The organism is Halosimplex marinum (assembly GCF_051414075.1).
Taxonomy (GTDB): domain Archaea; phylum Halobacteriota; class Halobacteria; order Halobacteriales; family Haloarculaceae; genus Halosimplex; species Halosimplex marinum.
On sequence record NZ_JBLKNY010000003.1, the window covers coordinates 363,931 to 383,059 of the forward strand.

The window sequence follows — 19,129 nt, forward strand, 5'->3', positions numbered from 1 at the left end:
TTCAGTCGGCGAGCAGTCCGTCGACGTAGCTCGACCACCCCGTGCGGAGGTCGTCGCCCACGTCCATGCCGAGCGCGACGTGGATCCCGGTCGAGCCGTCGCCGGCCGCGAGGAGGAACGCGGCGGTCGCCTCGGGGTCGACCGGGCGGAAGACGCCGGCCTCGACGCCCTCGCGGACCGTCTCGGCGAGCACGTCCAGTTTCGCCGACTGGAGCGCGACGAGCGGTTCGCGCAGCGTCTCGTTGTGCGGCGCGTGCGAGAGCAGTTCCATCACCGCGACGTGCAGGTCCGCGCCCTCCTCGCCCGGGGAGAGAAACATCCGCTCGCACGCGGCGCGGAGCCGCGCCTCGGGGTCGGCGGCCTCGATCCCGTCCAGCTCCTCGCCGAACCGGCCGACCGCGAACTCCAGGAACGCCGCGATCATCTCGTCTTTCGCGTCGTAGTAGTAGTACAGCCCCGCCTCGCTCTTGGGGTACTGCTCGGCGATCTTGGCCGTCGTGAGCCGTTCGTAGCCGTGTTCGGCCAGCGCGTCCCGCACCGCGAGCGCGACCTCCGCCCGCGCCTCGGCCGGCACCGCCTCGTCGCTCATACCGGTGAGTGAGCGCTCACTCGTGTTCAGCGTTGTGCTACGGCTGGCCGGGGCGGGAAAACGGGTCGAAACGCGTCGAAGAACGGGTTAGATCTCGGTCTCGAAGTCGTCGAGACCGTAGCTGGGTTCGGCGCCGCGGCGGTCGAGCGTCTCGTTGGCCAGCAGCCAGTAGACGACCGACAGCGCCTTGCGCCCCTTGTTGTTCGTCGGGACGACCAGGTCCACGTTGGAGGTCTGGTTGTTGGAGTCGCACATCGCGATGACGGGGATGCCGACGGTGATGGCCTCCTTGACGGCCTGGGCGTCGCCGATGGGGTCGGTGACGACCACGACGTCGGGCTCGATGTACCCCTCGTAGTCGGGGTTGGTCAGCGTCCCCGGGATGAAGCGGCCGGTGCGGGCGCGAGCGCCCACGGCGTCGGCGAACTTCTCGGCGGGGAAGCGACCGTACTGGCGCGACGACGCCACGAGGATCTGCTCGGGGTCGTAGTTGGCCAGGAAGTCCGCCGCGGTCCGGATGCGCTTGTCCGTCATGCTCACGTCGAGCACGTACAGCCCGTCCGTCCGGACGCGGTGGATGAACCGCTCCATGTCCTTGGTCTTCTGCTGGGTACCGATGTGGACACCCGCGGCCAGGTAGTCCTCGACGGGGATGAGGAGGTCCGCCTCGTCGTCGGGCATGACGTCCTCGTCGAGGGCGGGCCCCTCGTCGGCCTCCTCGGCCGGCTCCTCGTCGGCCGCCTCGTCGGCGACCCGCTCGTCGGCCCCAGCGGCCGGTTCCTCAGTCTCTGTCTCGGCCGCCGCGCCCTCGTCGACCTCGGGGTCGACCTCGGAGTCGCTGGCGTCGAGACCTTCGTTTTCGTTTCCGCTCATACTGCGTTGTCCTCGATTCGGATGAGTTCGTTCAGCTTGGCAGTGCGCTCGCCCGCGACCGCGCCCGTCTTGATGAACGGGGCGTCCGTCGCGACTGCGAGGTGTGCGATGGTGGTGTCCTCCGTCTCGCCGCTACGATGCGAGACCACGTGTCCGTAGGCGTTCTCGACGGCCAGTTCGATGGCGTCGAACGCGTCCGACAGCGTCCCGATCTGGTTCGGCTTGATCAGGATGCTGTTGGCCGCGCCCCGCTGGATGCCGTCGCCCAGCCGGTCGGTGTTGGTCACGAACAGGTCGTCGCCGCAGACCAGCGTCCGGTCGCCGACCCGCTCCGTGAGGTCGGCGAAGCCCTCGTAGTCGTCCTCGTCGAGGGGGTCCTCGACGTACTTGAGGTCGTACTCGGCGACGAGGTCGGCGATGTACTCGACCTGCTCCTCGGTGGAGCGCACCTGGTCGCTGTACACGTAGCCGCCCTCGTCTTCGTCGTACATCTCCGCGGCGGCCACGTCCAGCCCGAAGCGGATCTCGAAGCCGACCTCGTCGGCGACGGCCTTCGTCGCCTCGTCCACGATCTCGAAGGCCTCGCCGTCGTCGATCGAGGGGGCCCACGCGCCCTCGTCGCCCTTGCCCGCGGGCTCGTCGCGCTCGATCAGGATGTCGTGGACCTTCCCGTGGACCGCGGCGTTGGCGAAGATGGCCTCCGACACGGAGGGCGCCCCGACGGGCGCCGCGAGGAACTCCTGGATGTCCGTCGCGTCGGCGGCGTGTTCGCCGCCGCCGACGATATTCCCGAGCGGGATCGGGAAGGTGTTCCCGCGGAAGGTCCCGCCGAGGTGCTGATAGAGGGGGGCGCCGGTGACGCTGGCGCCGGCCTTCGCAGCGGCCATCGAGATGGCGACCGCGCTGTTGGCGCCGACCCCCGAGAAGTCGTCGGTGCCGTCGGCGGCGTGGAGCGCCGCGTCGACCTCGCGCTGGTTGCCCGCGTGGACCTCCCCGACGAGTCGGGGCACGGCGTCCTCGCGGGCGGCGGCGATGGCCTCGGCGGCCGGCAGCTCGATGGCCTCGTACTCGCCCGTGGAGGCGCCGCTCGGCGCGGCCGCGCGGCCGAAGCCGCCCTCCTCGGTCAGCACGTCGGCCTCGACCGTCGGGTTGCCCCGCGAGTCGAGCACGCGACGGAGCCGCACGTCGGTGACGAGCGTCATCGCTCACCCCGCCGCACGGTGAAGGGGAGCGCGCCCGCGTCGTACTCCTCGGCGGCGATCAGGATGGGCTGGGTCTGCTCGGTGTCGACGAGCACGGGCGCCCCGTAGGCCACCTGCAGCGCTCGCGCGCCGATGATGCGGGCCTTCTCGTAGCGGTTGTACTGCTGGCTCATTGGTAGGGGGCGACGATGTCGACCAGGTCCTTGTGCGAGACGAGCATCCGCCGACAGCAGTGCCGCTCGACGCCCAGCTCGTCGAGGACCTTCTCGGGGTCCTCGGGGTCGTCGGCCTCGCGGGTGCGGGCCTTGAACTCCTCCCAGTGCTCGCCGACGACGTTGCCGCACGTGAAACACCGGACCGGGACCATCATGGCGAGATCACCTGTAGGACTTCTGGTAGCGGGCCCGTGCTCCGGGGCCGCCCCACTTCTTGGACTCGCTCTGACGCACGTCGTTGACGAGCAGCGAGCGGTCGAACTCCATGTAGGCGTCGCGCAGCTCGGCGTCGTTGGTGTGCTGGACCAGCCCGCGGGCGATGGCGGTGCGGGCCGCGTCGGCCTGCCCCATCACGCCGCCGCCCTGCACGTCCACCTCGACGTCGACGCCCTCGCGGAGGTCGTCGTCGGCCAGGCGGAACGGTTCGAGCATCTTCAGCTGCGCCAGCTCCGGCTCGGTCAACTCGACTGGCTGTGCGTTGATGCGCACGCGGCCCTCGCCCTCGCGGATCGTCGCGCGGGCGACGGCCGTCTTCTTCTTGCCCGATGTGTTCGTTACCATGTTTGCTTGGCTCCCAGCGCCTCGCTCACGTCGCCGAGCGAGACGAACTTGATGTTCGACAGTCGGTCCAGCGAGGTCCCGTCGAGGACTTCGCCGTCCTCGTCGTAGGGGTTGCCCACGTAGACGCGGACGTTCTCGAACGCCTCGCGGCCGCGGTCGGTCTTGTAGGGCACCATCCCGCGGATCGACCGCTTGAGGATGCCGTCCGGCCGCTTGGGGTAGGCCGGCCCCTGGTCGGAGCCGACCTCCCGGCGCGTCTCGAACGTGCCGATCACGTCGTCCTCGCTGCCGGTGACGACCGCCGCCTCGGCGTTGACCACCGCCACGCGCTCGCCGTCGAGCGCGCGCTCGGCGACCTGCGAGGCGACGCGACCGAGGATGCAGTCCCGCGCGTCGACGACCACGTCGGCCTCGAACTCGGCGAGGCTCATCGGATCACCCGCACGTTCGATCCCTCGGGATTGTCTTCGAGTACCTGTTCTAGCGGTGCCGCCTCGCCGACCTGGTCGATCTTCTTCTCGGCGGTGCCGGAGAAGTCGACCGCGGCCACGGTCACGTCCTTCTGCAGGACGCCACTGCCGAGCACCTTGCCGGGCACAACCACGGTCTCGTCCTCCTGGGCGTATCGCTCGATACGGCCCAGGTTGACTTCCGCGTGGGTGCGCCGCGGGCTCTCCAGGCGCTCGGCCACGTCGCCCCAGACGTCGCCGCCCGAGTTCCGGGCGGTCGCCTTGAGGTCGGCGATGAGGCTACTGAGTCTCGGATTGCTCTTGCTCATACGTTTCTAGAAAAGTGCAGGGAGCAGGATTTGAACCTGCGGACCCCTACGGGACAGCGCCCTGAACGCTGCGCCGTTGGCCTGACTTGGCTATCCCTGCTCGCGATTTCTACTTTCGTCGGCCCCTTCAAACCGCTTTCGATCCCGGCGCTCGCCGCGCCGGATCGACGCTCACGGCGCACTGCGCCGTTCGCTTCGAGGTGCGCCCGCCGGGCGCACCTCGCACGCCCAGTCCGCGCGTTCGCAGCCGGACGGGCGGGACGCTCGTGGCCGTCGGAACTGCTGCCCGACGACCGGATGCGAGCGCCGTGGGTCTGAAGAGGGGCGTTCATCGTTACAGTTGGACCGACTGTCGCAGTTCGTCCGCGCGGTCGCGCAGCGAGCCGACCGCCCGCGTGACGAGTTCGTCGACCGTCAGCGACCCGTCCGTCTCGACGTGGAAGACGAATGCGTTGGGCACGTCCTCCACCTCGATCTCCTTGCCTGGGTATCGCTCAGACAGGTCGTGGTCGAACTCCTCCGTGGGGACGAGTTCGCCGTCGTCCTCGATGACCCCGCGCAGGATGTTGGGCTCGTCGTCGGCGAACTCGCCCTTGTCACCGACCACGTTGACGCGCTGGAGGTGCCGGTAGCCGACGGCCACGCCGCCCTGGTGTTTGGCGTGTTCCCGACCGCGGTCCAGCACCGCGTCGGCCTCGACTTCGAGCCGCTGACCGGCCTTGAGGTCGATGATCGGGATGTTGTCGTCGGCGGGCCGCACCATCTCGTCGCTGGAGACGATGTCGCCCGAGTACGCGGTGACGGTCTCGGTCGTCTCCTCGCGGCTCGGCCCCTCCACGTCCAGCGCCAGCGTCACCTCGTCGCCGATCTCGAACTCGCCCTCGGGCGTGGTCAGCGGGACCAGCCCGAGCCGGAGTCCGATCTGCTCGTCGAACATGACGCTGGAGTTCTCCACGACCCGCAGCTGGTCGATGGAGAAGGTGGGCACGTCCGCGATCATCGCGCGGCGGATCCCGTTGGCGAACGCGGGGCTGATCCCCCGCACCAGGAACCGCGCTTCCCGGTCGCCGCGTTCGACGAACTCGACCTCGTAGTCCTCCATCGTTAGAATCCCGCGTTCTTGGGTCCGCGGGTGCCGTCGTGGGGGATCGGGGTCACGTCCTCGATGCGACCGATCTCGAGGCCGGCTCGCGCCAGCGCTCGGATGGTCGCCTGCGCGCCCGGTCCGGGGTTGGTCTGCTGGTTGCCACCCGGCCCGCGCACGCGGACGTGGACGCCCTCGACGCCCTGTGCCTGGACCTCCTCGGCGACGACCTCGGCCATCTGCATGGCCGCGTACGGCGAGGCCTCGTCGCGGTTCTGCTTCACCACTGTGCCGCCCGAGGACTTGGCGAGCGTCTCGGCGCCCGTCTCGTCGGTGATCGTGATGATCGTGTTGTTGAACGATGCGTGTACGTGGGCGATGCCCCACTTGTCGTCTTGGGTCTCGCTCATGTTATTGGTCCTCCGCGCGTTCGGGGTGGAGTTCGTCGGTCAGCGGGCTCGCCGAGTCGAACTCGATGGCGCCCTCCTCCTGGACGGTCACCTTCTTCGAGGGGCGCGTGACGCGCTGACCCTCGACGGTGATGTGGCCGTGGGAGACGAACTGGCGGGCCTGGCTCGTCGTGTTGGCCAGCCCTTTCCGGTAGACGACCGTCTGGAGCCGCCGTTCGAGGATGTCCGTCACGTCCAGCGACAGGATGTCGTCCAGCGAGTCCGTCTCGTCGAGGACGCCGATGCGCTTCAGGCGGGCGAGGAACTCCTCGGTCTCCCGGCCGGCGCCCTCGGCGTCGGTCTGCCCCAGCAGCTTCCGGGCCTCCCGGCGATAGGCGCGCAGCTCGGAGCGGGCACGCCACAGCTCCTCCTTGTTCTTGAGGCCGTACTGGCCGACGAGGCCGGACTCCTCGCTGATGCGCTCGCCCTGGTAGGGGTGGTTGGGCGTCTCGTAGAACTTGGTGTTGCTACCGAGCGCCATTACTCCTCATCCCCCTCTTCGGCGGCGGCTTCCTCGGCCTGCTCCTCCTTGATGGCCTCGACGTTGACGCCGATGGTGCCCTCGGAGCGGCCGGTGGACTTGGTTCGCTGGCCGCGGACCTTCTGCCCGCGCTTGTGTCGGACTCCCTTGTAGGAGTCGATCATCTTCATGCGGTTGATGTCCTGGCGACGGGTCAGCTCGAGGTCGTTGCCCGTCTCGTGGGTGGTCTCGCCGGCGAAGAAGTCGTTCCGGTGGTTCGCGAGCCACTCGGGCGCCTCCTCGGCGAAGCCCTCCACGAGCGAGACGACCTCGTCGATGTCCTCCTCGTCGAGTTTGCCGAAGACTGCCCGGCGGTCGATGCCGGCCTCCTCGGCGATGATGCGGGCCGCGCGATGGCCGATACCGTTCATGTCGGTGAGCGACCGCTCGACGGACTTCGTGCCGTCGAGGTCGGTCTGTCCGATGCGGACGAAGTACTGGATGTCCTCCTCCTCGTCTCCGTCCGGGTCTTGGTCTTCTGCACTCATGTGTCTGTGATTCGGGTGTGAGCGTCGTGGCGGGGATTCGAACCCCGGAGGCTGTACGCCACAGAGTTAGCAACCCTGCGCCTTGGGCCAGGCTTGGCTACCACGACACGCACTTGCCGCGTGCGGTTGTATACTGGCGCCCTCGCGTCGCGTGACCGTCGGTCACGTGCGGGACTCGGGACCCGGTGCCCCTGCACGAGCGTACCTGAATTACCTCTCCGCCCCTATTTAAACATCACGGAGTGGTCCCGACGCGGGAACCCCTGTCACGGGCCGCGGTCGGACCGACGCCACCGCTTTGTCCGTCCGCGCCCAAGCGCCCGTGTGACCGACAGCCACCCGGCGGCCGTGATCCGACCGAGCTAACACGTCGGGGGCCGACCGCCCGGCGATGACGAACTACCCGCCCGACTACTGTGGCTACTGCGGGAGCGAACTGCGCGACGCGGACCTCGCGCCCGGCGCGTACGTCTGCGAGTCCTGCGACCGCCACGTCTTCCACAGCCCCACGCCCGGCGCGAGCGTCACCGTCGTCGACGGCGAACGGGTCCTGCTCGTCCAGCGGGCGGTCGGCGACGACGCCGGCCAGTGGGGGACGCCCGCCGGCCACGTCGACTGGGGCGAGTCCCCCGACCGCGCGGCCGCGCGAGAACTTGAAGAGGAGACCGGCCTCTCGGTCGACCGCCGGGACCTGACGCTAGTGGCCGGCCGCGGGACCTGGCCCGAGGCGGGCAAGCACATGGTCGCCTTCGAGTACGCCGTCCACCGCGATGCGACCAGTGGTGTGCTGGACGCGGGTTCCGACGCGCAGGACGCCCGGTTCTGGTCGGCGGAGGAGTGGCGGACCGCCGACGAACGGATGCGCGACGTGTCTCGAAAGCGCTACGGGACGACCGACGTGGACGAGATCGTCGCGAAGACGCTCGCAGAATTGAGGGAGTGACTGGTTCGCTCTGCCCGCTCGCCAGGGGTTGCTTCAACCGTAGCCGACAGCAAGCGCTGAAAGCCCTCGGCGCGCTCGCGGTCGCTGAGGCGGGATATCCGCGCTCTCGGCACCGCCCGCGCGGATAGTGGCCCGCTCAGGCGACTAAACTGGACGCGAGCGCGCCTCGCCCTTTCAGTCCGCCAGGACGGCACCGCGACCGCCCCGCACAGCACCGCAGACAGCCACACACCTCCCCAGCCGATTGCGCTCCGCGCGCCTGCGGCGTGCGGTGCTCATCCCTCGCGCGGTTTGCGTCGCGCGCACAAGAGCGCGCGACAGCGCGCGCCACGTGGAGGGGTACCCGGGCCGACACACGTTCACGCGGAAGAGGTAGTTGTAAGAGGAGGCCGGGGGAACTCCGGGCAAGAGATGACGGGTCCGGACGAGACGGTAGACAGGAAAGACGACCACGTCAGGATCGTGCGGGAGGAGGACGTGGAGGAACCGGGGACCGGGTTCGCCGACGTGTCGCTGGTCCACGAGGCCCTCCCGGAGATCCACCGCGACGAGGTCGACCCGAGCGTCGACTTCCTCGGGCACGAACTCGCGGCGCCGGTCGTCATCGAGAGCATGACCGGCGGGCACCCGAACACGACCGAACTCAACCGGGCGCTGGCCGCTGGGGCCGAGGAGGTCGGCATCGCGATGGGCGTCGGCAGCCAGCGCGCGGGCCTGGAGGACGCGGACACCGTCGAGTCCTACTCGGTGGTGCGGGAGGCCGCGCCGACGGCCTTCCTCTACGGGAACATCGGCGCCGCCCAGCTGGCGGAGTACGGCGTCGCGGGCGTCGAGCGGGCGGTCGAGATGATCGACGCCGACGCCGTCGCCGTCCACTGCAACTTCCTGCAGGAGGCCGTCCAGCCCGAGGGCGACGTGGACGCGCGGGGCTGTCTCGACGCCATCGAGCGCGTCGCTGAGGGCCTGTCGGTCCCCGTGATCGTCAAGGAGACGGGCAACGGCTTCTCCCGAAGCACGGCCCGCAAGCTGGCGGAGGCGGGCGTCGACGCCATCGACGTGGCCGGCAAGGGCGGCACGACGTGGTCCGGCGTCGAGGCCTACCGGGCCGCCGCCAGGGACGAGCCCCGCGGCGAGCGCCTCGGCGAGCGGTTCCGCCGGTGGGGGATCCCGACGGTCGCCAGCACGCTGGAGTGTCTCGAAGTCCACGACACGGTGATCGCCAGCGGCGGCGTCCGCTCGGGCATCGACATCGCGAAGGCGGTCGCGCTCGGGGCGACCGCCGGCGGGCTCGCCAAGCCGTTCCTCTCGCCCGCGGCCCGCGGGACCGAGGCCGTCGTCGAGGCCGCCGAGGACCTGATCGCCGAGCTGGAGACCGCGATGTTCGTCACGGGGTCGCGGACGGTCGCGGACCTCCGGGACGCCGACGTGGTGGTCGGCGGACCCACGCGTGAGTACCTCGACCAGCGCGGCGTCGGCTACTGAAAGTTCGGGGCCAACGCCTGTGTGACCGCCGGGGCTGCGCCGCCACGGCCCGACCGGCGGTCGGTCGTCTGTTTCGGGTGGTCGTCAGTCGTCGGTCTCTGCGGGGGTTTCGTCGACGGTCGGGTACGCGTCGCCGGGCGAGTCGTCCAGGTACTTTTCGTTGACGACCCACTCGCCGTCCTCTTTCACCATGTACTCGCCGTAGTAGGGGACGCGCTCGGCGACCGTCTCGCGGAACGTCTCGCGGATCTCCGGGCGGGTCATCTCCCCCATCGGTCGCAGGTCGTCGTTGCGGTTGAGACAGCCCTTGAGGTACCCCTCGTGCGTGACGCGCACGCGATGACAGTTTGCGCAGAAGGTGGGGTTCTCGACGGGGTCGACGATTTCGACCATCCCCGCCTTCGACTCGTCGACCGTCCCGTCCCCGTCGAGAATATCGTCGCCGCCGAGGTCGCTCCCCTCCGGTGTGACCCAGTAGCGCCGCCGGTCGTGCATCTCGCGGCGCTCGACCCGGTCGGCCTGTTCTTCGAGCCAGTCGTGGACTCGGCCGATGTCGACCGCCCACTCCGGGTGGCCGGCGATCTCCGGCATGTACTCGATGAGTTGCAGGCGCAATCCATCGTTCTCCGCGACGTGCTCGACCATCTCCGGGACGTACCCGGCCGTCTGCTCGAAGACGACCATGTTGAGCTTGACCGGCGCGAGCCCGGCGGACAGCGCCGCGTCGACGCCGTCCATCACCGCGTCGTACGCGCCGGCCTGGGTGACCTGTTTGAACGTCTCCCGGTCCAGCGCGTCCTGTGAGACGTTGACCCGTTCGAGGCCGGCGTCGACCAGGTCCCCGGCTCGGCCCGGGAGCATCGTCCCGTTCGTGGTGAGCGAGACCTCCATCGCCTCGGGCGTGCGGGCGACGATCTCCTCCAGGTCGTCGCGCAGGAGCGGCTCGCCGCCGGTGAACTTCACCGAGTCGACGCCGAACTCGGCGGCGACCTCCAGGAACCGGACCACGTCGTCGGTGCTCATCTCGTGCTCGCGGGGCGCCATGGGGCCGCGGGTGTCGCCCAGGCCCTCGTTGTGGCAGTAGACGCAGTCGAAGTTGCACCGGTCGGTGAGCGAGACGCGCACGCCCGTCACCTCCCGGCCGAACTCGTCCGCGAGCATACCCGCACTTTCGGCCCGGCGGTAATAAGGCCGGTGCCCGTTGCAAGGTTTCTGGGGACCCGACAGCTGCGGGTAAAGCCCGACACCCGCCAGGCAGGGATCGCCGCCGGCGACAGGTTCAAACCGCCGTGGCACGCAGTCACGTGTCATGACTTCCGGGCGGCCGGACGAAGACCGAGCGTCGGACCGAAAGTCGGCGGACGGAGCCGCGACTGCCGCCGCCGACCCGAACGCGCCGGCACCCAGCGACGCCTTCGGCGCGCTGGGCGGGGAGACGCGGCTGACCGTCGTCGAGGCGCTCGACGAGGCGTCGCCGCGGACCTTCTCCGGCCTCGTCGACGCGACCGACGCGGACACCTCCGCCGGGTTCGCCTACCACCTCCGCCAGCTCACCGGCCGGTTCGTCCGCCAGCGGGCCGACGAGCGCTACGAGCTGACCGACGCCGGCCGGTCGGTCGCCCGCGCGCTCGCGGCCGGTACCTACACCGCGAGCATCGACCGCGACCCCGTCGCTCTGGAGGACCCGTGCCCGCTCTGTGACGAAGAAGACCTCGTCGCCGCCGTCGCGGACAACGTCACCGAGGTCCGCTGCGAGCGCTGCGGCGGGACGGTCCTCCGGCTCTCGCTCCCGCCGGGCGGCTACGCGGACCGAGACGCCGACGGCTTCGCCGACGCGCTCGACGCCCACCACCGCCGCCGCATCGAGACGTTCGACGACGGCGTCTGCCCCGAGTGCGCCGGGACGGTCTCGACCCGAATCGAGCCAGTCGTCGATAGCGCCGACGGCGACAGCGGTGCCGAGGAGCACCACGAACCCGACCGGGAACACGAAGACCGCGAGCACGTCCCGGCCCAGGCGGTCTACGAGTGCGACACCTGCGGGGCGGACCTCCGGTGCCCGGTCGCGCTGACGCTGCTCGACCACCCCGCCGTCGTCGCGTTCTATCACGACCACGACCGGGACGTACGCGACCGGCCCGTCTGGAACGTCGGCAGCGAGTGGCGCGAACGGGTCGTCTCCCGCGACCCCTGGTGCGTCGTCGTCAGCGTCCGCCTCGACGGCGAGGACCTCGTGTGCTACGTCGCCGGCGACGGCCGCGTCGTCGATTACCGACGAGCCTCCCACGACGGCGGTCCGGACGCGGGGGCCGGTACAGCCGACGGCGAACCCACCGACGTGACTGCCGACGCCGAGTCGGACGCGGCGACGACGGACTCCGAAGCCGTGAGCGCCGACGACACCGCTACGGAGTCCGGCACTGCCGAATCCTGACGCCCGGTCGCGATCGCCCGTCCGGCGTTACGACGCCCCGCCGAACCCGGCGTCGGCCAGCGCCGACTCGCGCTGGCCGCGGTCGAACGCGTCGAATCCCGCTTCGTCGAGCACGGCTACGTCCACTTCCTCCGGAGTCGGCGTCTCGTCGCTGCTCTCGGCCAGCGCGGTGAGCGCGAGCGAGAGGCCCGCCGGAGTGTCCAGCCCGCGCTCGTACTCGGCTTCGAGGTGGTCGCGGACGGCGTCGCTCTCGCGGCCGACCGCCGTCGCGCGCCACTCGGTCGGCGTCCCCGACGGGTCGATCTCGTAGAGCCGCGGGTCGGCATCGGTTTCGCCAGCCCCCTCCGTCGCCGGTGACGCCGCCGGAACGCCACCGACCAGGAGCGCGGCGCCGAACGGCCGCGTCCCGCCGGTCTGGGTCGACTCCTGGATCCGGTCGGCGACGGCCTTCGCCAGCGGTTCGACGCCCGGCGGTTCGCCGTAGCGCAACCGCTCGCGCTGGGCGAACTGCCGCCCGAAGTCGACCAGCCGGCGCGCGTCGGCGACGTGGCCCGCGGTCGCGACACCGAGCCGTCCGTCGAGGTCGTGGACCTTCTCGATGCTGTCGGCCTCCATCAGCGGCGACCGCGTCCGCGCGTGGGCGGCGAACACCACCGCGTCGTCGGTCGCGACGCCGACCGCGGGGCTGCCGCGCTTGACCGCCTCGCGCGCGTACTCGACCTGGTACAGCCGGCCGTCGGGCGAGAACACCGTCACCCCGCGGTCGTACGCCCGCTGGTCGTTCGACTGCATCAGGCCACCTCCCCGCCGGCGGTGTCGGCGCCGCCGGCGTCTCCCGTCTCGTCGTATCCCTCGATCTCGACCCCCTCGTCGGTCACCGTCGCCACGGTCACGCCGTTGCCGCTCGCGGTGTCGCGCTCGCTCGCCGCTTCGACCGCCGCGACGGCAGTGTCGGTCGCCCTGTCGAGTTCAGCCCCGGGGTCGAACCGGCGTTCGAGCACGCCGTAGGCGACCTGCATCCCGCTCCCGCCCGCGGCGTACTCGGTCGCCATGACGCTCCCGCCGCCGTCGAGTTCGTAGACGCGTCCGCCCTCGTCGTCGACCCCGCCGAGGATCGGCGCGACCGGTAGCCCGCGTACGAGATGCCCAGCGGTCTGCGAGAGCGCCCGCATACTCATCCGCTCGTCCCGGCGGGACTCGTAGAGGCTCGTCTCCGCGCGCAACGACCGAACGAGGTTCTGCGCCGGCCCGACCGACCCCGAGATCGCCAGCGCCGCGGTCGGGTGGACCCGCGAGATCTTCTCGGCGTTCTTGTTCGTCGTGAACTTCCCGCCGACGCTCGCTCGCTGGTCGGCCGCCATCACCACGCCGTCGGCGGCGGCGATAGCGACGATGGTCGTCCCGGTGTCGAAGGTGGGCGCGCCGTGGTCGGATCGGTTGGCTTTCGAGAGGTTGTCGTGCGACAGTTCGTGCAGTCGTTCCCCGTCCCGGGGTTCGAATTCTGGTGGCGTCATCGACAGGCTGTCGGGGCTGGCCGAGAATATATGTTATCTAAAAAATATTTTAGTCAGGTCTGAAGCAGTAATACCCTAATCCAGAGTAATCAACCAGCAGTTTGATTGTGGAGAATTACATCTTCTGTCCCATTATCTAACCAATTCACAAAATCAATCTCTTCGGAGGTCATATTTCTTTCAGTCTCCCAGTATTCTTCAGTGAATTCTACAGCATTGATCTGTCCTGTATAGTATTCCCGAGCCAACGACGTGTTAATGTAGAGTGTCTTAGGAGGGGCGCCAGTGTTGTTAATTTCCGCAATTCGAAGTCTATCTGTTATTTTCCCACCAATTTTTCCAGTATCGTGATGAGCCACCGCTTGAGCATAACCACTAGTTACGAGTGTATTTACAGCCTTGGCTCTTTTTAAATCGTCTTCTGTCTCAGCAGTCAAATTCAGAATCACTATTAGGGAGTTTCCTTCGGCTACGGTCCAAGCACGGATCCGAATTGGCGTTGCCGCATCAACCTCTGTTTCTCCGAAAACCGCACCGACGAATTCATCATACTTCTCATTGTCGTATGGACTTGAGTTCGGAGTTGAAGTTGGTGAAGATGTTGGCGATGGTACTGGCGAGGGGGTTGAAGTCGGGAACGGTGTAGATGTCTGTGAGGGGATCGAAGTTGAGAACCGCGTAGGTGTTGGAGATTGAGAAGGAGTTGATATTGCTGTTGCAGTGAAAATATGTTCCGAAGTGTGCGTTGGTGAAATATTATTCTCTGAAACAATTGCAGAAGTGGTCGTTATCGATGTATCCTCTACATCTCCTGACGTATTCTCTCCAGTAATACCGATAATACCCGGAGATAACATAGCTGCGAGGGAGATAATTGCGATTAGTCCGATTATTATCGAAACAAGCAACTTCCCTCTATGACTGCTAAAATCAGTCATTCTTCATTAGTTCTTAATTTAGATTACGGGGCTATTCAGATCTGGCGGCACGCGTACAGTTCTGGTATTTGTTCCATTACCAGTGTTACCCGTTGAACCAGATTTGTTCTTTTCCTCCTGTATCCGCTCAATTACTCTCTGAGGTATGTTATTTGTACTCTCAGATCCCTGCTCAGACGACGAGTTGGAATCTTCTTCCTCGGTCGAAGACGAAGAGGACTCTTTGGAAGAACTGTTCCCTTCAGATTTGTCTCCTGTATCTCCACCACTCCCAGAGAAGGAATTCTGATCAGCCTCTTTTTGGCTGGAATCTAAACCTTCGTCATTAACATCAGCCTCCGGATTCACGTTCACGGACTCCACCTCCAGCGCCTCTCTGTACGCCTCCTGGCTGTCGAACTCCGCGACGCCGTCGACCGAATCGTAGGACACGCCCTCGTGATTCTGCGCGAACTCCTCGTCCAGTTGGACCCCGGCCCAAGAGGTCAACCCGTCGTTGTCGGCGTCGGAGACGACGATACCGTTGCTATCCATCGTCATCCGGTCGTTGCCGCAGTAGCGGTCGTCGTCCCTGTCGTAACGCGAACACTCCGTTTCGTCGTCGTTTCCGCTCTCGCCGTCGGAACCGCCGCCGGAGTACGGTGGCCCTCCATCGGACCCGTCGCTGGGGCCGGCCGTCCCGCCACCGTCGCTGTTGTCGGGCGACGGGTCGGTGACGGTCACGTTCTTCGAGGCCGTCCGCTGGCGACCGAGTCGATCGACGGCGGTGACGCTGAGCGTGAACCGCCCGTCGCGCCTGAACGCGTGGATGTGGTCGACGGACGCGCTCGTACCCGTGAGCGTCGTCCGGTTTAGCCGCCGACCGTCCACCCTCCAGACCACCGCAGCGAGGTCGTTCGCACCGGCCGACACCGACGCCGAGAAGTCCGCCACCCCGCCCTCGACGACGCTATCGGGCCCGGAGAGCGTCACGGTCGGTCCATTCGACCGCTCGACGGACACGCGGAGCGTGTCGGTGCTCGTCGCGCCGTCGTCGTCGGTCACCTCGACCGTTGCGTTGTACGTCCCGGGCTCTCGCGGGACGAACTTCGTCCGACCGCACCGCTCGCACGACGGCGTCGTGAAGTGGCCGTCCGGGCGCTCGATCCGCCAGCGATACCCGGCGATCTCGCCGTCGGGGTCGCGCGACCCCGTCGCGTCCAGATACACCGTCGCGTTCGTCGACACGTCCCGGTCCAGTCCGGCGTCGGCCAGCGGCGCTTCGTTGTCTCCGGTCCCATCCGCACCCGCGGCGCTCGCGACCGAAACGCCGGCGAGCGCCACGCTAACCACCAGCACAGCGCCTGCCACCACCGTCGGAACTCCCTGTCCCCAGCGCATCGTTCCGTTGCCGGGACGTTCTGCCCCTCCCGCATAAAAATGTTTGTGGTAATGGACGAGTGTGGATTACTTTCTTTCAGACGACTATATCTGGGGCGGTCGCGCAGACGGTGGATGACTGGCTCCACAACCCTTTTCGCCGGGACCACCGGAGACGAGGGTATGGACGAAGACGACGTGCTGGACCTGCTCGGGACGGTCGAGGACCCGGACCTGGGAGACGATATCGTCTCGCTGGGGCTGGTCAACTCGATCGAGTTAGACGAGGAAGAGGTACGCGTCTCGCTGGCGCTGGGGGCGCCGTACTCCCCGACCGAAACCGACATCGCGGGACAGGTCCGCGAGGCGCTGTCGGGGCTGGACCGTCGGGTCGAACTCGACGCCGAGGTCGACAGCGGGCTCGTCGCCGAGGGGTCGGTGCTACCGGGCGTCGAGAACGTCATCGCGGTCGCGTCGGGGAAGGGCGGGGTCGGCAAGAGCACCATCGCGGTGAACCTCGCGGCGGGGCTGGCGCAGCTGGGCGCTCGCGTGGGGCTGTTCGACGCGGACGTGTACGGGCCGAACGTGCCGCGGATGCTCGACGCGGATCAGCAGCCCCAGGCGACCCCCGACGAGACGCTCGTCCCGCCCGAACAGTACGGGATGAAGCTGATGAGCATGGACTTCCTCGTCGGCGAGGACGACCCCGTCATCTGGCGGGGGCCGATGGTCCACAAGGTGCTCACCCAACTGTGGGAGGACGTGGAGTGGGGGAGCCTCGACTACATGGTCGTGGACCTGCCGCCGGGGACCGGCGACACCCAGCTCACCCTCCTCCAGAGCGTCCCCGTCACGGGCGCGGTCATCGTCACGACGCCCCAGGAGGTCGCCATCGACGACGCCCGGAAGGGCCTAGAGATGTTCGGCGAGCACGAGACGCCCGTGCTGGGCATCGTCGAGAACATGAGTTCGTTCCGCTGTCCGGACTGCGGCGGCGAACACGCCATCTTCGGTGAGGGGGGTGGCGAAGCCTTCGCGGAGGAGGCGCAGATGCCGTTCCTCGGCGAGATCCCGCTGGACCCCGCGGTCCGGGAGGGCGGCGACGCCGGCGAACCGATGGTGCTCGACGAGGACAGCGAGACCGGCGAGGCGTTCCGGTCGTTCGTCGAGAACGCGGCGAACAACCAGGGGATCGTCCACCGGCGGCGCCACGCCGACCGGCGCTGAGCGGCTACTCGTTCTGTCCGGGATACTCCAGCGCCTGCTGGTCGACGCGGTAGACGGTCGCGCCGTCCCACTGCCGTTCGACGGTGACGCCGTTCATCGACTCGAAGACGGCCAGGTCGTCGCTCGTGTAGGCCGACCGCTCGTTGGACCCGACGTAGACGTACTCGACCTCGTAGGCGTCGAGGTAGTAGGCCCGCTGTTCGGCGGTGCCGGTGTAGATGGTGTTCACGTCGTCGACGCGGGCGCGGTAGGCCTCGCCGCCCCGATACCCGACCTCGTGGGCCCACCCGGCCAGCGTCGGGACGCCGGTGAGACTCGCTATCGGGTTGGTCCACCGATACATATCCTGTCCGGGAGCCGACGCGATGTTGGGCTGGCCCTCCAGGTCCTCGAACCACTGGATCGCGGCGTACTCCTCGGGGTGAGTCTCGTTGATGTAGGTGAATCCGTCGAGCGTCGGGTCGTCGGGGTGGTTGTAGCGGCTGAAGTAGCCGTCGCCGGTGAAGTGGCCGCCGAGGGCCAGGGCGCCGTACAGGGACGTGGAGACGACCAGGACCACCGCGAGCGCGCGGAAGACGCCCGCCCACTGCTCGCCGGACAGCGCCAGCTCGGGCGAGTGGTTCTCGACGAGGTGGGCGAGGACGGCGCCGGCCGCGACCGCCCAGAGGACCCACACGTCCGCGTAGGTCTTGAACACGGTGTTCATCCGGCCGGGGCCGGCCTGCTCCTTGACGTAGACGAACTCGACGATGACGACGATGCCCGCGCCGGCGACGATCAGGAGCGTCTCGAACCCGACCACGTCCCGGAGTCGCTCCGGCAGTCCGGGAGCGGTGGCGTCGTCGGCCTCGGGCGTCGAGGCGGTGGCGGTCCCGCCGTCGGTGACGGCCCGGCGGGCGGTGCCGGCGGCCCGCGCGGTCGCCCGGTGGACCACGTCAGCCTGCGTCCGGAGGAGCACCCACGCGACGACGATCATCGGCCCGAAGATCGCGAGGGCGGCCGCCGACCCGCCGAGCCACGCGATCAGGACGGCGACGGCGAGCATCACGACCGCCTCGCCGACGTGTTCGCGTTCGATCTCCGGGAGCGCGTGGCGGGACAGGTGCAGCGCGAACAGCAGTACGAACACCCCGTGGGCGAATACCAGGCCGCCGAGCGAACTGCGGTCGGGGAAGAAGGCGACCGACCGGCCGCTGGCGGTCCCGAGCCAGAACGGTAGCGACCAGACGAGCCCGAGCGCGACGACGGCGACGGCGCCGCCCAGCGCGACGCCGTGGCGGGCGAGTTCACGCTGGTAGTCGTCCCGCCGGGGGATCCGGTCTGCGACCGACCCGGGGAGTAGTGTCACCGGGTCCGCCGGCGCGAGCGCGAGCGTCAGGAACGTCAGCCCGCCGGCCGTCGGGAACGACCACGTGTTGACGACGGCGAGCATCCCTGCGAGGGGCGGGACGACGGCGAGCACGAGCAGTCGCCGCCGAGTCAGGTCGGTCTCGGGCGTCCGGTAGTAACTAAAGAGGAGGGCGGCGACCAGCAGGACGAACGGCGTCGACATCATGTGAGCGTGCATATCGCCGTTGAGCCAGGCGAACAGGGGGAACTCGTTGATCGTCCCCTCGATGACGCGGCTGGCGTCCCAGTATCTGAACGCGGTCGGCCCCTCCCTGGCGACTCGACCCAGGTTCGTGCCGAAGAGCCCGGCGAAGAAGGAGGCGATCCCGTCGGGAAGCAGCCAGGCGACGAAGTACACGGGCGTCGAGGCGTTGCTCGCGAACCCGACGAAGAAGGCGCCGAACGCGCCCGCCCGGACCCGCGAGACGCCGCGGCTGGCGGCGACCGACCCGGCGAGCCCGTAGGCGGCGGTGACGACCATCCCGTAGAAGCCCGCGAGCGCGAGGTTGTAGGCGAAGCGGGGCTCGGTGCCGGTGATCTTCGTCAGCAGCGCGGCGATCAGGTGGCCGCCGTAGTAGTACTGGACCGGGCGGCCGGCGAACCACATGTCCTCCGGCGGGAGCCGGTCGGCGCGCAGTAGCGACTGCAACATCCCGAAGTCGAGGAACTTCTCGCCGAGGAACGGGTGGACGCCCGCGTCGACGGCGCGGACGGCGATCATGAGGAGGAACGCGACGGTGAACACCGCGGCGGCCTCGCCGTAGCGCCGGCGGTCGAACAGCGGGGCGCCGTCCGTCTCACTGGCGCGGTAGAGCGCGGCGCCGGCGGCGGCCGCGAGCGCGGCGAGGCCGACCAGCAGGCCGGCGGTCAGCGAGAGGTGGCCGACGAGGTAGGCCACGACCCAGAGGACGGCCAGCGCCGTCGGGAGCGCGACGCCCGCCCCGCGGTCCGCGAGGCGGGGGAACAGGGTCGCCGCCAGCGGCATCCCCACGGCCAGCAGGGCGAGGTAGGCCACGAGCCACCAGAGGACCAGACCGTACTCCATTACCAGTGTGGCCGTCTCCGGGGCCTATACCTCTTGTGG

At 68.5% G+C, this 19,129-nt stretch carries 22 protein-coding genes and 2 tRNA genes; 4 read left to right on the plus strand and 20 right to left on the minus strand.

The features are described 5' to 3' along the window. Position 1 precedes the first annotated feature (1 nt). The 14 genes from ACMGFI_RS02755 to ACMGFI_RS02820 all read right to left on the minus strand — a co-directional run bounded on the left by ACMGFI_RS02755 (position 2) and on the right by ACMGFI_RS02820 (position 6,866). Positions 2-589 carry a TetR/AcrR family transcriptional regulator gene (locus tag ACMGFI_RS02755; RefSeq protein WP_436907159.1) on the minus strand — a complete coding sequence of 196 codons (588 nt, stop codon included), beginning with the start codon at positions 587-589 and terminating at the stop codon, positions 2-4. Between the two features lie 87 nt (positions 590-676). Continuing rightward, positions 677-1,462, minus strand: coding sequence for a 30S ribosomal protein S2 (gene rpsB, locus ACMGFI_RS02760; RefSeq protein ID WP_436907161.1), 786 nt, complete (start codon positions 1,460-1,462; stop codon positions 677-679). Then, entirely contained in the window at positions 1,459-2,664 is a 1,206-nt protein-coding gene (gene eno / locus ACMGFI_RS02765) for a phosphopyruvate hydratase (protein ID WP_436907163.1), read from the minus strand. Before eno ends, rpsB begins: the two co-directional genes overlap by 4 nt. Continuing rightward, positions 2,661-2,837 carry a DNA-directed RNA polymerase subunit K gene (locus ACMGFI_RS02770; protein WP_436907164.1) on the minus strand — a complete coding sequence of 59 codons (177 nt, stop codon included), beginning with the start codon at positions 2,835-2,837 and terminating at the stop codon, positions 2,661-2,663. The genes eno and ACMGFI_RS02770 overlap by 4 nt, the downstream gene beginning before the upstream one ends. Beyond that, positions 2,834-3,034, minus strand: a complete 201-nt coding sequence (locus ACMGFI_RS02775; RefSeq protein ID WP_135362633.1) for a DNA-directed RNA polymerase subunit N — start codon at positions 3,032-3,034, stop codon at positions 2,834-2,836. Before ACMGFI_RS02775 ends, ACMGFI_RS02770 begins: the two co-directional genes overlap by 4 nt. A 7-nt stretch (positions 3,035-3,041) precedes the next feature. Next, the gene (locus ACMGFI_RS02780) at positions 3,042-3,440 is read right to left on the minus strand and encodes a 30S ribosomal protein S9 (protein WP_135362634.1); all 399 of its coding nucleotides are present in this window, start codon (positions 3,438-3,440) and stop codon (positions 3,042-3,044) included. Further along, positions 3,434-3,871: a 50S ribosomal protein L13 gene (locus ACMGFI_RS02785; protein WP_135362635.1), complete on the minus strand. Its 438-nt coding sequence runs from the start codon at positions 3,869-3,871 to the stop codon at positions 3,434-3,436. Before ACMGFI_RS02785 ends, ACMGFI_RS02780 begins: the two co-directional genes overlap by 7 nt. Beyond that, positions 3,868-4,218: a 50S ribosomal protein L18e gene (locus tag ACMGFI_RS02790; protein WP_436907166.1), complete on the minus strand. Its 351-nt coding sequence runs from the start codon at positions 4,216-4,218 to the stop codon at positions 3,868-3,870. The genes ACMGFI_RS02785 and ACMGFI_RS02790 overlap by 4 nt, the downstream gene beginning before the upstream one ends. Positions 4,219-4,233: 15 nt before the next feature. Continuing rightward, a tRNA-Leu gene (locus ACMGFI_RS02795) sits at positions 4,234-4,318 on the minus strand. A 234-nt stretch (positions 4,319-4,552) separates the two neighbouring features. After that, entirely contained in the window at positions 4,553-5,320 is a 768-nt protein-coding gene (locus tag ACMGFI_RS02800; protein WP_436907168.1) for a DNA-directed RNA polymerase subunit D, read from the minus strand. A gap of 2 nt (positions 5,321-5,322) precedes the next feature. Continuing rightward, on the minus strand, positions 5,323-5,712 hold the full coding sequence (locus tag ACMGFI_RS02805; RefSeq protein WP_135362638.1) for a 30S ribosomal protein S11: 390 nt from the start codon (positions 5,710-5,712) through the stop codon (positions 5,323-5,325). Position 5,713: 1 nt separating this feature from the next. Further along, complete coding sequence (locus ACMGFI_RS02810; protein WP_436907169.1) at positions 5,714-6,232, minus strand: 30S ribosomal protein S4; 519 nt, start codon at positions 6,230-6,232, stop codon at positions 5,714-5,716. Beyond that, complete coding sequence (locus ACMGFI_RS02815) at positions 6,232-6,759, minus strand: 30S ribosomal protein S13 (RefSeq protein WP_436907170.1); 528 nt, start codon at positions 6,757-6,759, stop codon at positions 6,232-6,234. The genes ACMGFI_RS02810 and ACMGFI_RS02815 overlap by 1 nt, the downstream gene beginning before the upstream one ends. Before the next feature lie 22 nt (positions 6,760-6,781). After that, a tRNA-Ser gene (locus ACMGFI_RS02820) sits at positions 6,782-6,866 on the minus strand. A gap of 284 nt (positions 6,867-7,150) precedes the next feature. On the opposite strand from ACMGFI_RS02820, the gene ACMGFI_RS02825 reads away from it, so the two are divergent. Together ACMGFI_RS02825 and fni are read left to right on the plus strand one after the other, a co-directional pair. Continuing rightward, positions 7,151-7,702, plus strand: a complete 552-nt coding sequence (locus ACMGFI_RS02825) for an NUDIX domain-containing protein (RefSeq protein ID WP_436907172.1) — start codon at positions 7,151-7,153, stop codon at positions 7,700-7,702. 411 nt (positions 7,703-8,113) lie between these two features. Then, complete coding sequence (fni, locus tag ACMGFI_RS02830; RefSeq protein ID WP_436907174.1) at positions 8,114-9,184, plus strand: type 2 isopentenyl-diphosphate Delta-isomerase; 1,071 nt, start codon at positions 8,114-8,116, stop codon at positions 9,182-9,184. 84 nt (positions 9,185-9,268) lie between these two features. On the opposite strand, the gene moaA is transcribed toward fni, so the two are convergent. Beyond that, the gene (moaA, locus tag ACMGFI_RS02835; RefSeq protein ID WP_436907176.1) at positions 9,269-10,345 is read right to left on the minus strand and encodes a GTP 3',8-cyclase MoaA; all 1,077 of its coding nucleotides are present in this window, start codon (positions 10,343-10,345) and stop codon (positions 9,269-9,271) included. A 148-nt stretch (positions 10,346-10,493) separates the two neighbouring features. Here moaA and ACMGFI_RS02840 point away from each other — a divergent pair, with 148 nt between their 5' ends. Next, positions 10,494-11,618, plus strand: coding sequence for a DUF7351 domain-containing protein (locus tag ACMGFI_RS02840; RefSeq protein ID WP_436907177.1), 1,125 nt, complete (start codon positions 10,494-10,496; stop codon positions 11,616-11,618). A gap of 27 nt (positions 11,619-11,645) precedes the next feature. Here ACMGFI_RS02840 and ACMGFI_RS02845 read toward each other — a convergent pair whose 3' ends face one another. The 4 genes from ACMGFI_RS02845 to ACMGFI_RS02860 all read right to left on the minus strand — a co-directional run bounded on the left by ACMGFI_RS02845 (position 11,646) and on the right by ACMGFI_RS02860 (position 15,420). Then, positions 11,646-12,410 (minus strand): archaeal proteasome endopeptidase complex subunit alpha, encoded by a 765-nt coding sequence (locus tag ACMGFI_RS02845; RefSeq protein WP_436907178.1) that lies wholly within the window; start codon positions 12,408-12,410, stop codon positions 11,646-11,648. Next, positions 12,410-13,132, minus strand: coding sequence for a proteasome subunit beta (locus ACMGFI_RS02850; RefSeq protein WP_436907180.1), 723 nt, complete (start codon positions 13,130-13,132; stop codon positions 12,410-12,412). Before ACMGFI_RS02850 ends, ACMGFI_RS02845 begins: the two co-directional genes overlap by 1 nt. A gap of 89 nt (positions 13,133-13,221) precedes the next feature. After that, on the minus strand, positions 13,222-14,070 hold the full coding sequence (locus ACMGFI_RS02855) for a hypothetical protein (RefSeq protein ID WP_436907182.1): 849 nt from the start codon (positions 14,068-14,070) through the stop codon (positions 13,222-13,224). Between the two features lie 18 nt (positions 14,071-14,088). Continuing rightward, positions 14,089-15,420 (minus strand): PKD domain-containing protein, encoded by a 1,332-nt coding sequence (locus ACMGFI_RS02860; protein WP_436907184.1) that lies wholly within the window; start codon positions 15,418-15,420, stop codon positions 14,089-14,091. Positions 15,421-15,612: 192 nt separating this feature from the next. On the opposite strand from ACMGFI_RS02860, the gene ACMGFI_RS02865 reads away from it, so the two are divergent. Further along, positions 15,613-16,656, plus strand: coding sequence for an Mrp/NBP35 family ATP-binding protein (locus tag ACMGFI_RS02865; protein ID WP_436907186.1), 1,044 nt, complete (start codon positions 15,613-15,615; stop codon positions 16,654-16,656). Between the two features lie 4 nt (positions 16,657-16,660). Here the strand turns inward: ACMGFI_RS02865 and ACMGFI_RS02870 are convergent, their stop codons facing one another. Further along, entirely contained in the window at positions 16,661-19,090 is a 2,430-nt protein-coding gene (locus ACMGFI_RS02870) for a DUF2298 domain-containing protein (RefSeq protein WP_436907187.1), read from the minus strand. Between the last annotated feature and the right edge of the window lie 39 nt (positions 19,091-19,129).

Excerpts from the sequence above, each read along its gene's own strand:
- ACMGFI_RS02755 (WP_436907159.1), bottom strand. The coding sequence starts at position 589 with ATGAGCGACGAGGCGGTGCCGGCCGAGGCGCGGGCGGAGGTCGCGCTC.
- rpsB (WP_436907161.1), bottom strand. The coding sequence starts at position 1,462 with ATGAGCGGAAACGAAAACGAAGGTCTCGACGCCAGCGACTCCGAGGTC.
- eno (WP_436907163.1), bottom strand. The coding sequence starts at position 2,664 with ATGACGCTCGTCACCGACGTGCGGCTCCGTCGCGTGCTCGACTCGCGG.
- ACMGFI_RS02770 (WP_436907164.1), bottom strand. The coding sequence starts at position 2,837 with ATGAGCCAGCAGTACAACCGCTACGAGAAGGCCCGCATCATCGGCGCG.
- ACMGFI_RS02775 (WP_135362633.1), bottom strand. The coding sequence starts at position 3,034 with ATGATGGTCCCGGTCCGGTGTTTCACGTGCGGCAACGTCGTCGGCGAG.
- ACMGFI_RS02780 (WP_135362634.1), bottom strand. The coding sequence starts at position 3,440 with ATGGTAACGAACACATCGGGCAAGAAGAAGACGGCCGTCGCCCGCGCG.
- ACMGFI_RS02785 (WP_135362635.1), bottom strand. The coding sequence starts at position 3,871 with ATGAGCCTCGCCGAGTTCGAGGCCGACGTGGTCGTCGACGCGCGGGAC.
- ACMGFI_RS02790 (WP_436907166.1), bottom strand. The coding sequence starts at position 4,218 with ATGAGCAAGAGCAATCCGAGACTCAGTAGCCTCATCGCCGACCTCAAG.
- ACMGFI_RS02800 (WP_436907168.1), bottom strand. The coding sequence starts at position 5,320 with ATGGAGGACTACGAGGTCGAGTTCGTCGAACGCGGCGACCGGGAAGCG.
- ACMGFI_RS02805 (WP_135362638.1), bottom strand. The coding sequence starts at position 5,712 with ATGAGCGAGACCCAAGACGACAAGTGGGGCATCGCCCACGTACACGCA.
- ACMGFI_RS02810 (WP_436907169.1), bottom strand. The coding sequence starts at position 6,232 with ATGGCGCTCGGTAGCAACACCAAGTTCTACGAGACGCCCAACCACCCC.
- ACMGFI_RS02815 (WP_436907170.1), bottom strand. The coding sequence starts at position 6,759 with ATGAGTGCAGAAGACCAAGACCCGGACGGAGACGAGGAGGAGGACATC.
- ACMGFI_RS02825 (WP_436907172.1), top strand. The coding sequence starts at position 7,151 with ATGACGAACTACCCGCCCGACTACTGTGGCTACTGCGGGAGCGAACTG.
- fni (WP_436907174.1), top strand. The coding sequence starts at position 8,114 with ATGACGGGTCCGGACGAGACGGTAGACAGGAAAGACGACCACGTCAGG.
- moaA (WP_436907176.1), bottom strand. The coding sequence starts at position 10,345 with ATGCTCGCGGACGAGTTCGGCCGGGAGGTGACGGGCGTGCGCGTCTCG.
- ACMGFI_RS02840 (WP_436907177.1), top strand. The coding sequence starts at position 10,494 with ATGACTTCCGGGCGGCCGGACGAAGACCGAGCGTCGGACCGAAAGTCG.
- ACMGFI_RS02845 (WP_436907178.1), bottom strand. The coding sequence starts at position 12,410 with ATGCAGTCGAACGACCAGCGGGCGTACGACCGCGGGGTGACGGTGTTC.
- ACMGFI_RS02850 (WP_436907180.1), bottom strand. The coding sequence starts at position 13,132 with ATGACGCCACCAGAATTCGAACCCCGGGACGGGGAACGACTGCACGAA.
- ACMGFI_RS02855 (WP_436907182.1), bottom strand. The coding sequence starts at position 14,070 with ATGACTGATTTTAGCAGTCATAGAGGGAAGTTGCTTGTTTCGATAATA.
- ACMGFI_RS02865 (WP_436907186.1), top strand. The coding sequence starts at position 15,613 with ATGGACGAAGACGACGTGCTGGACCTGCTCGGGACGGTCGAGGACCCG.
- ACMGFI_RS02870 (WP_436907187.1), bottom strand. The coding sequence starts at position 19,090 with ATGGAGTACGGTCTGGTCCTCTGGTGGCTCGTGGCCTACCTCGCCCTG.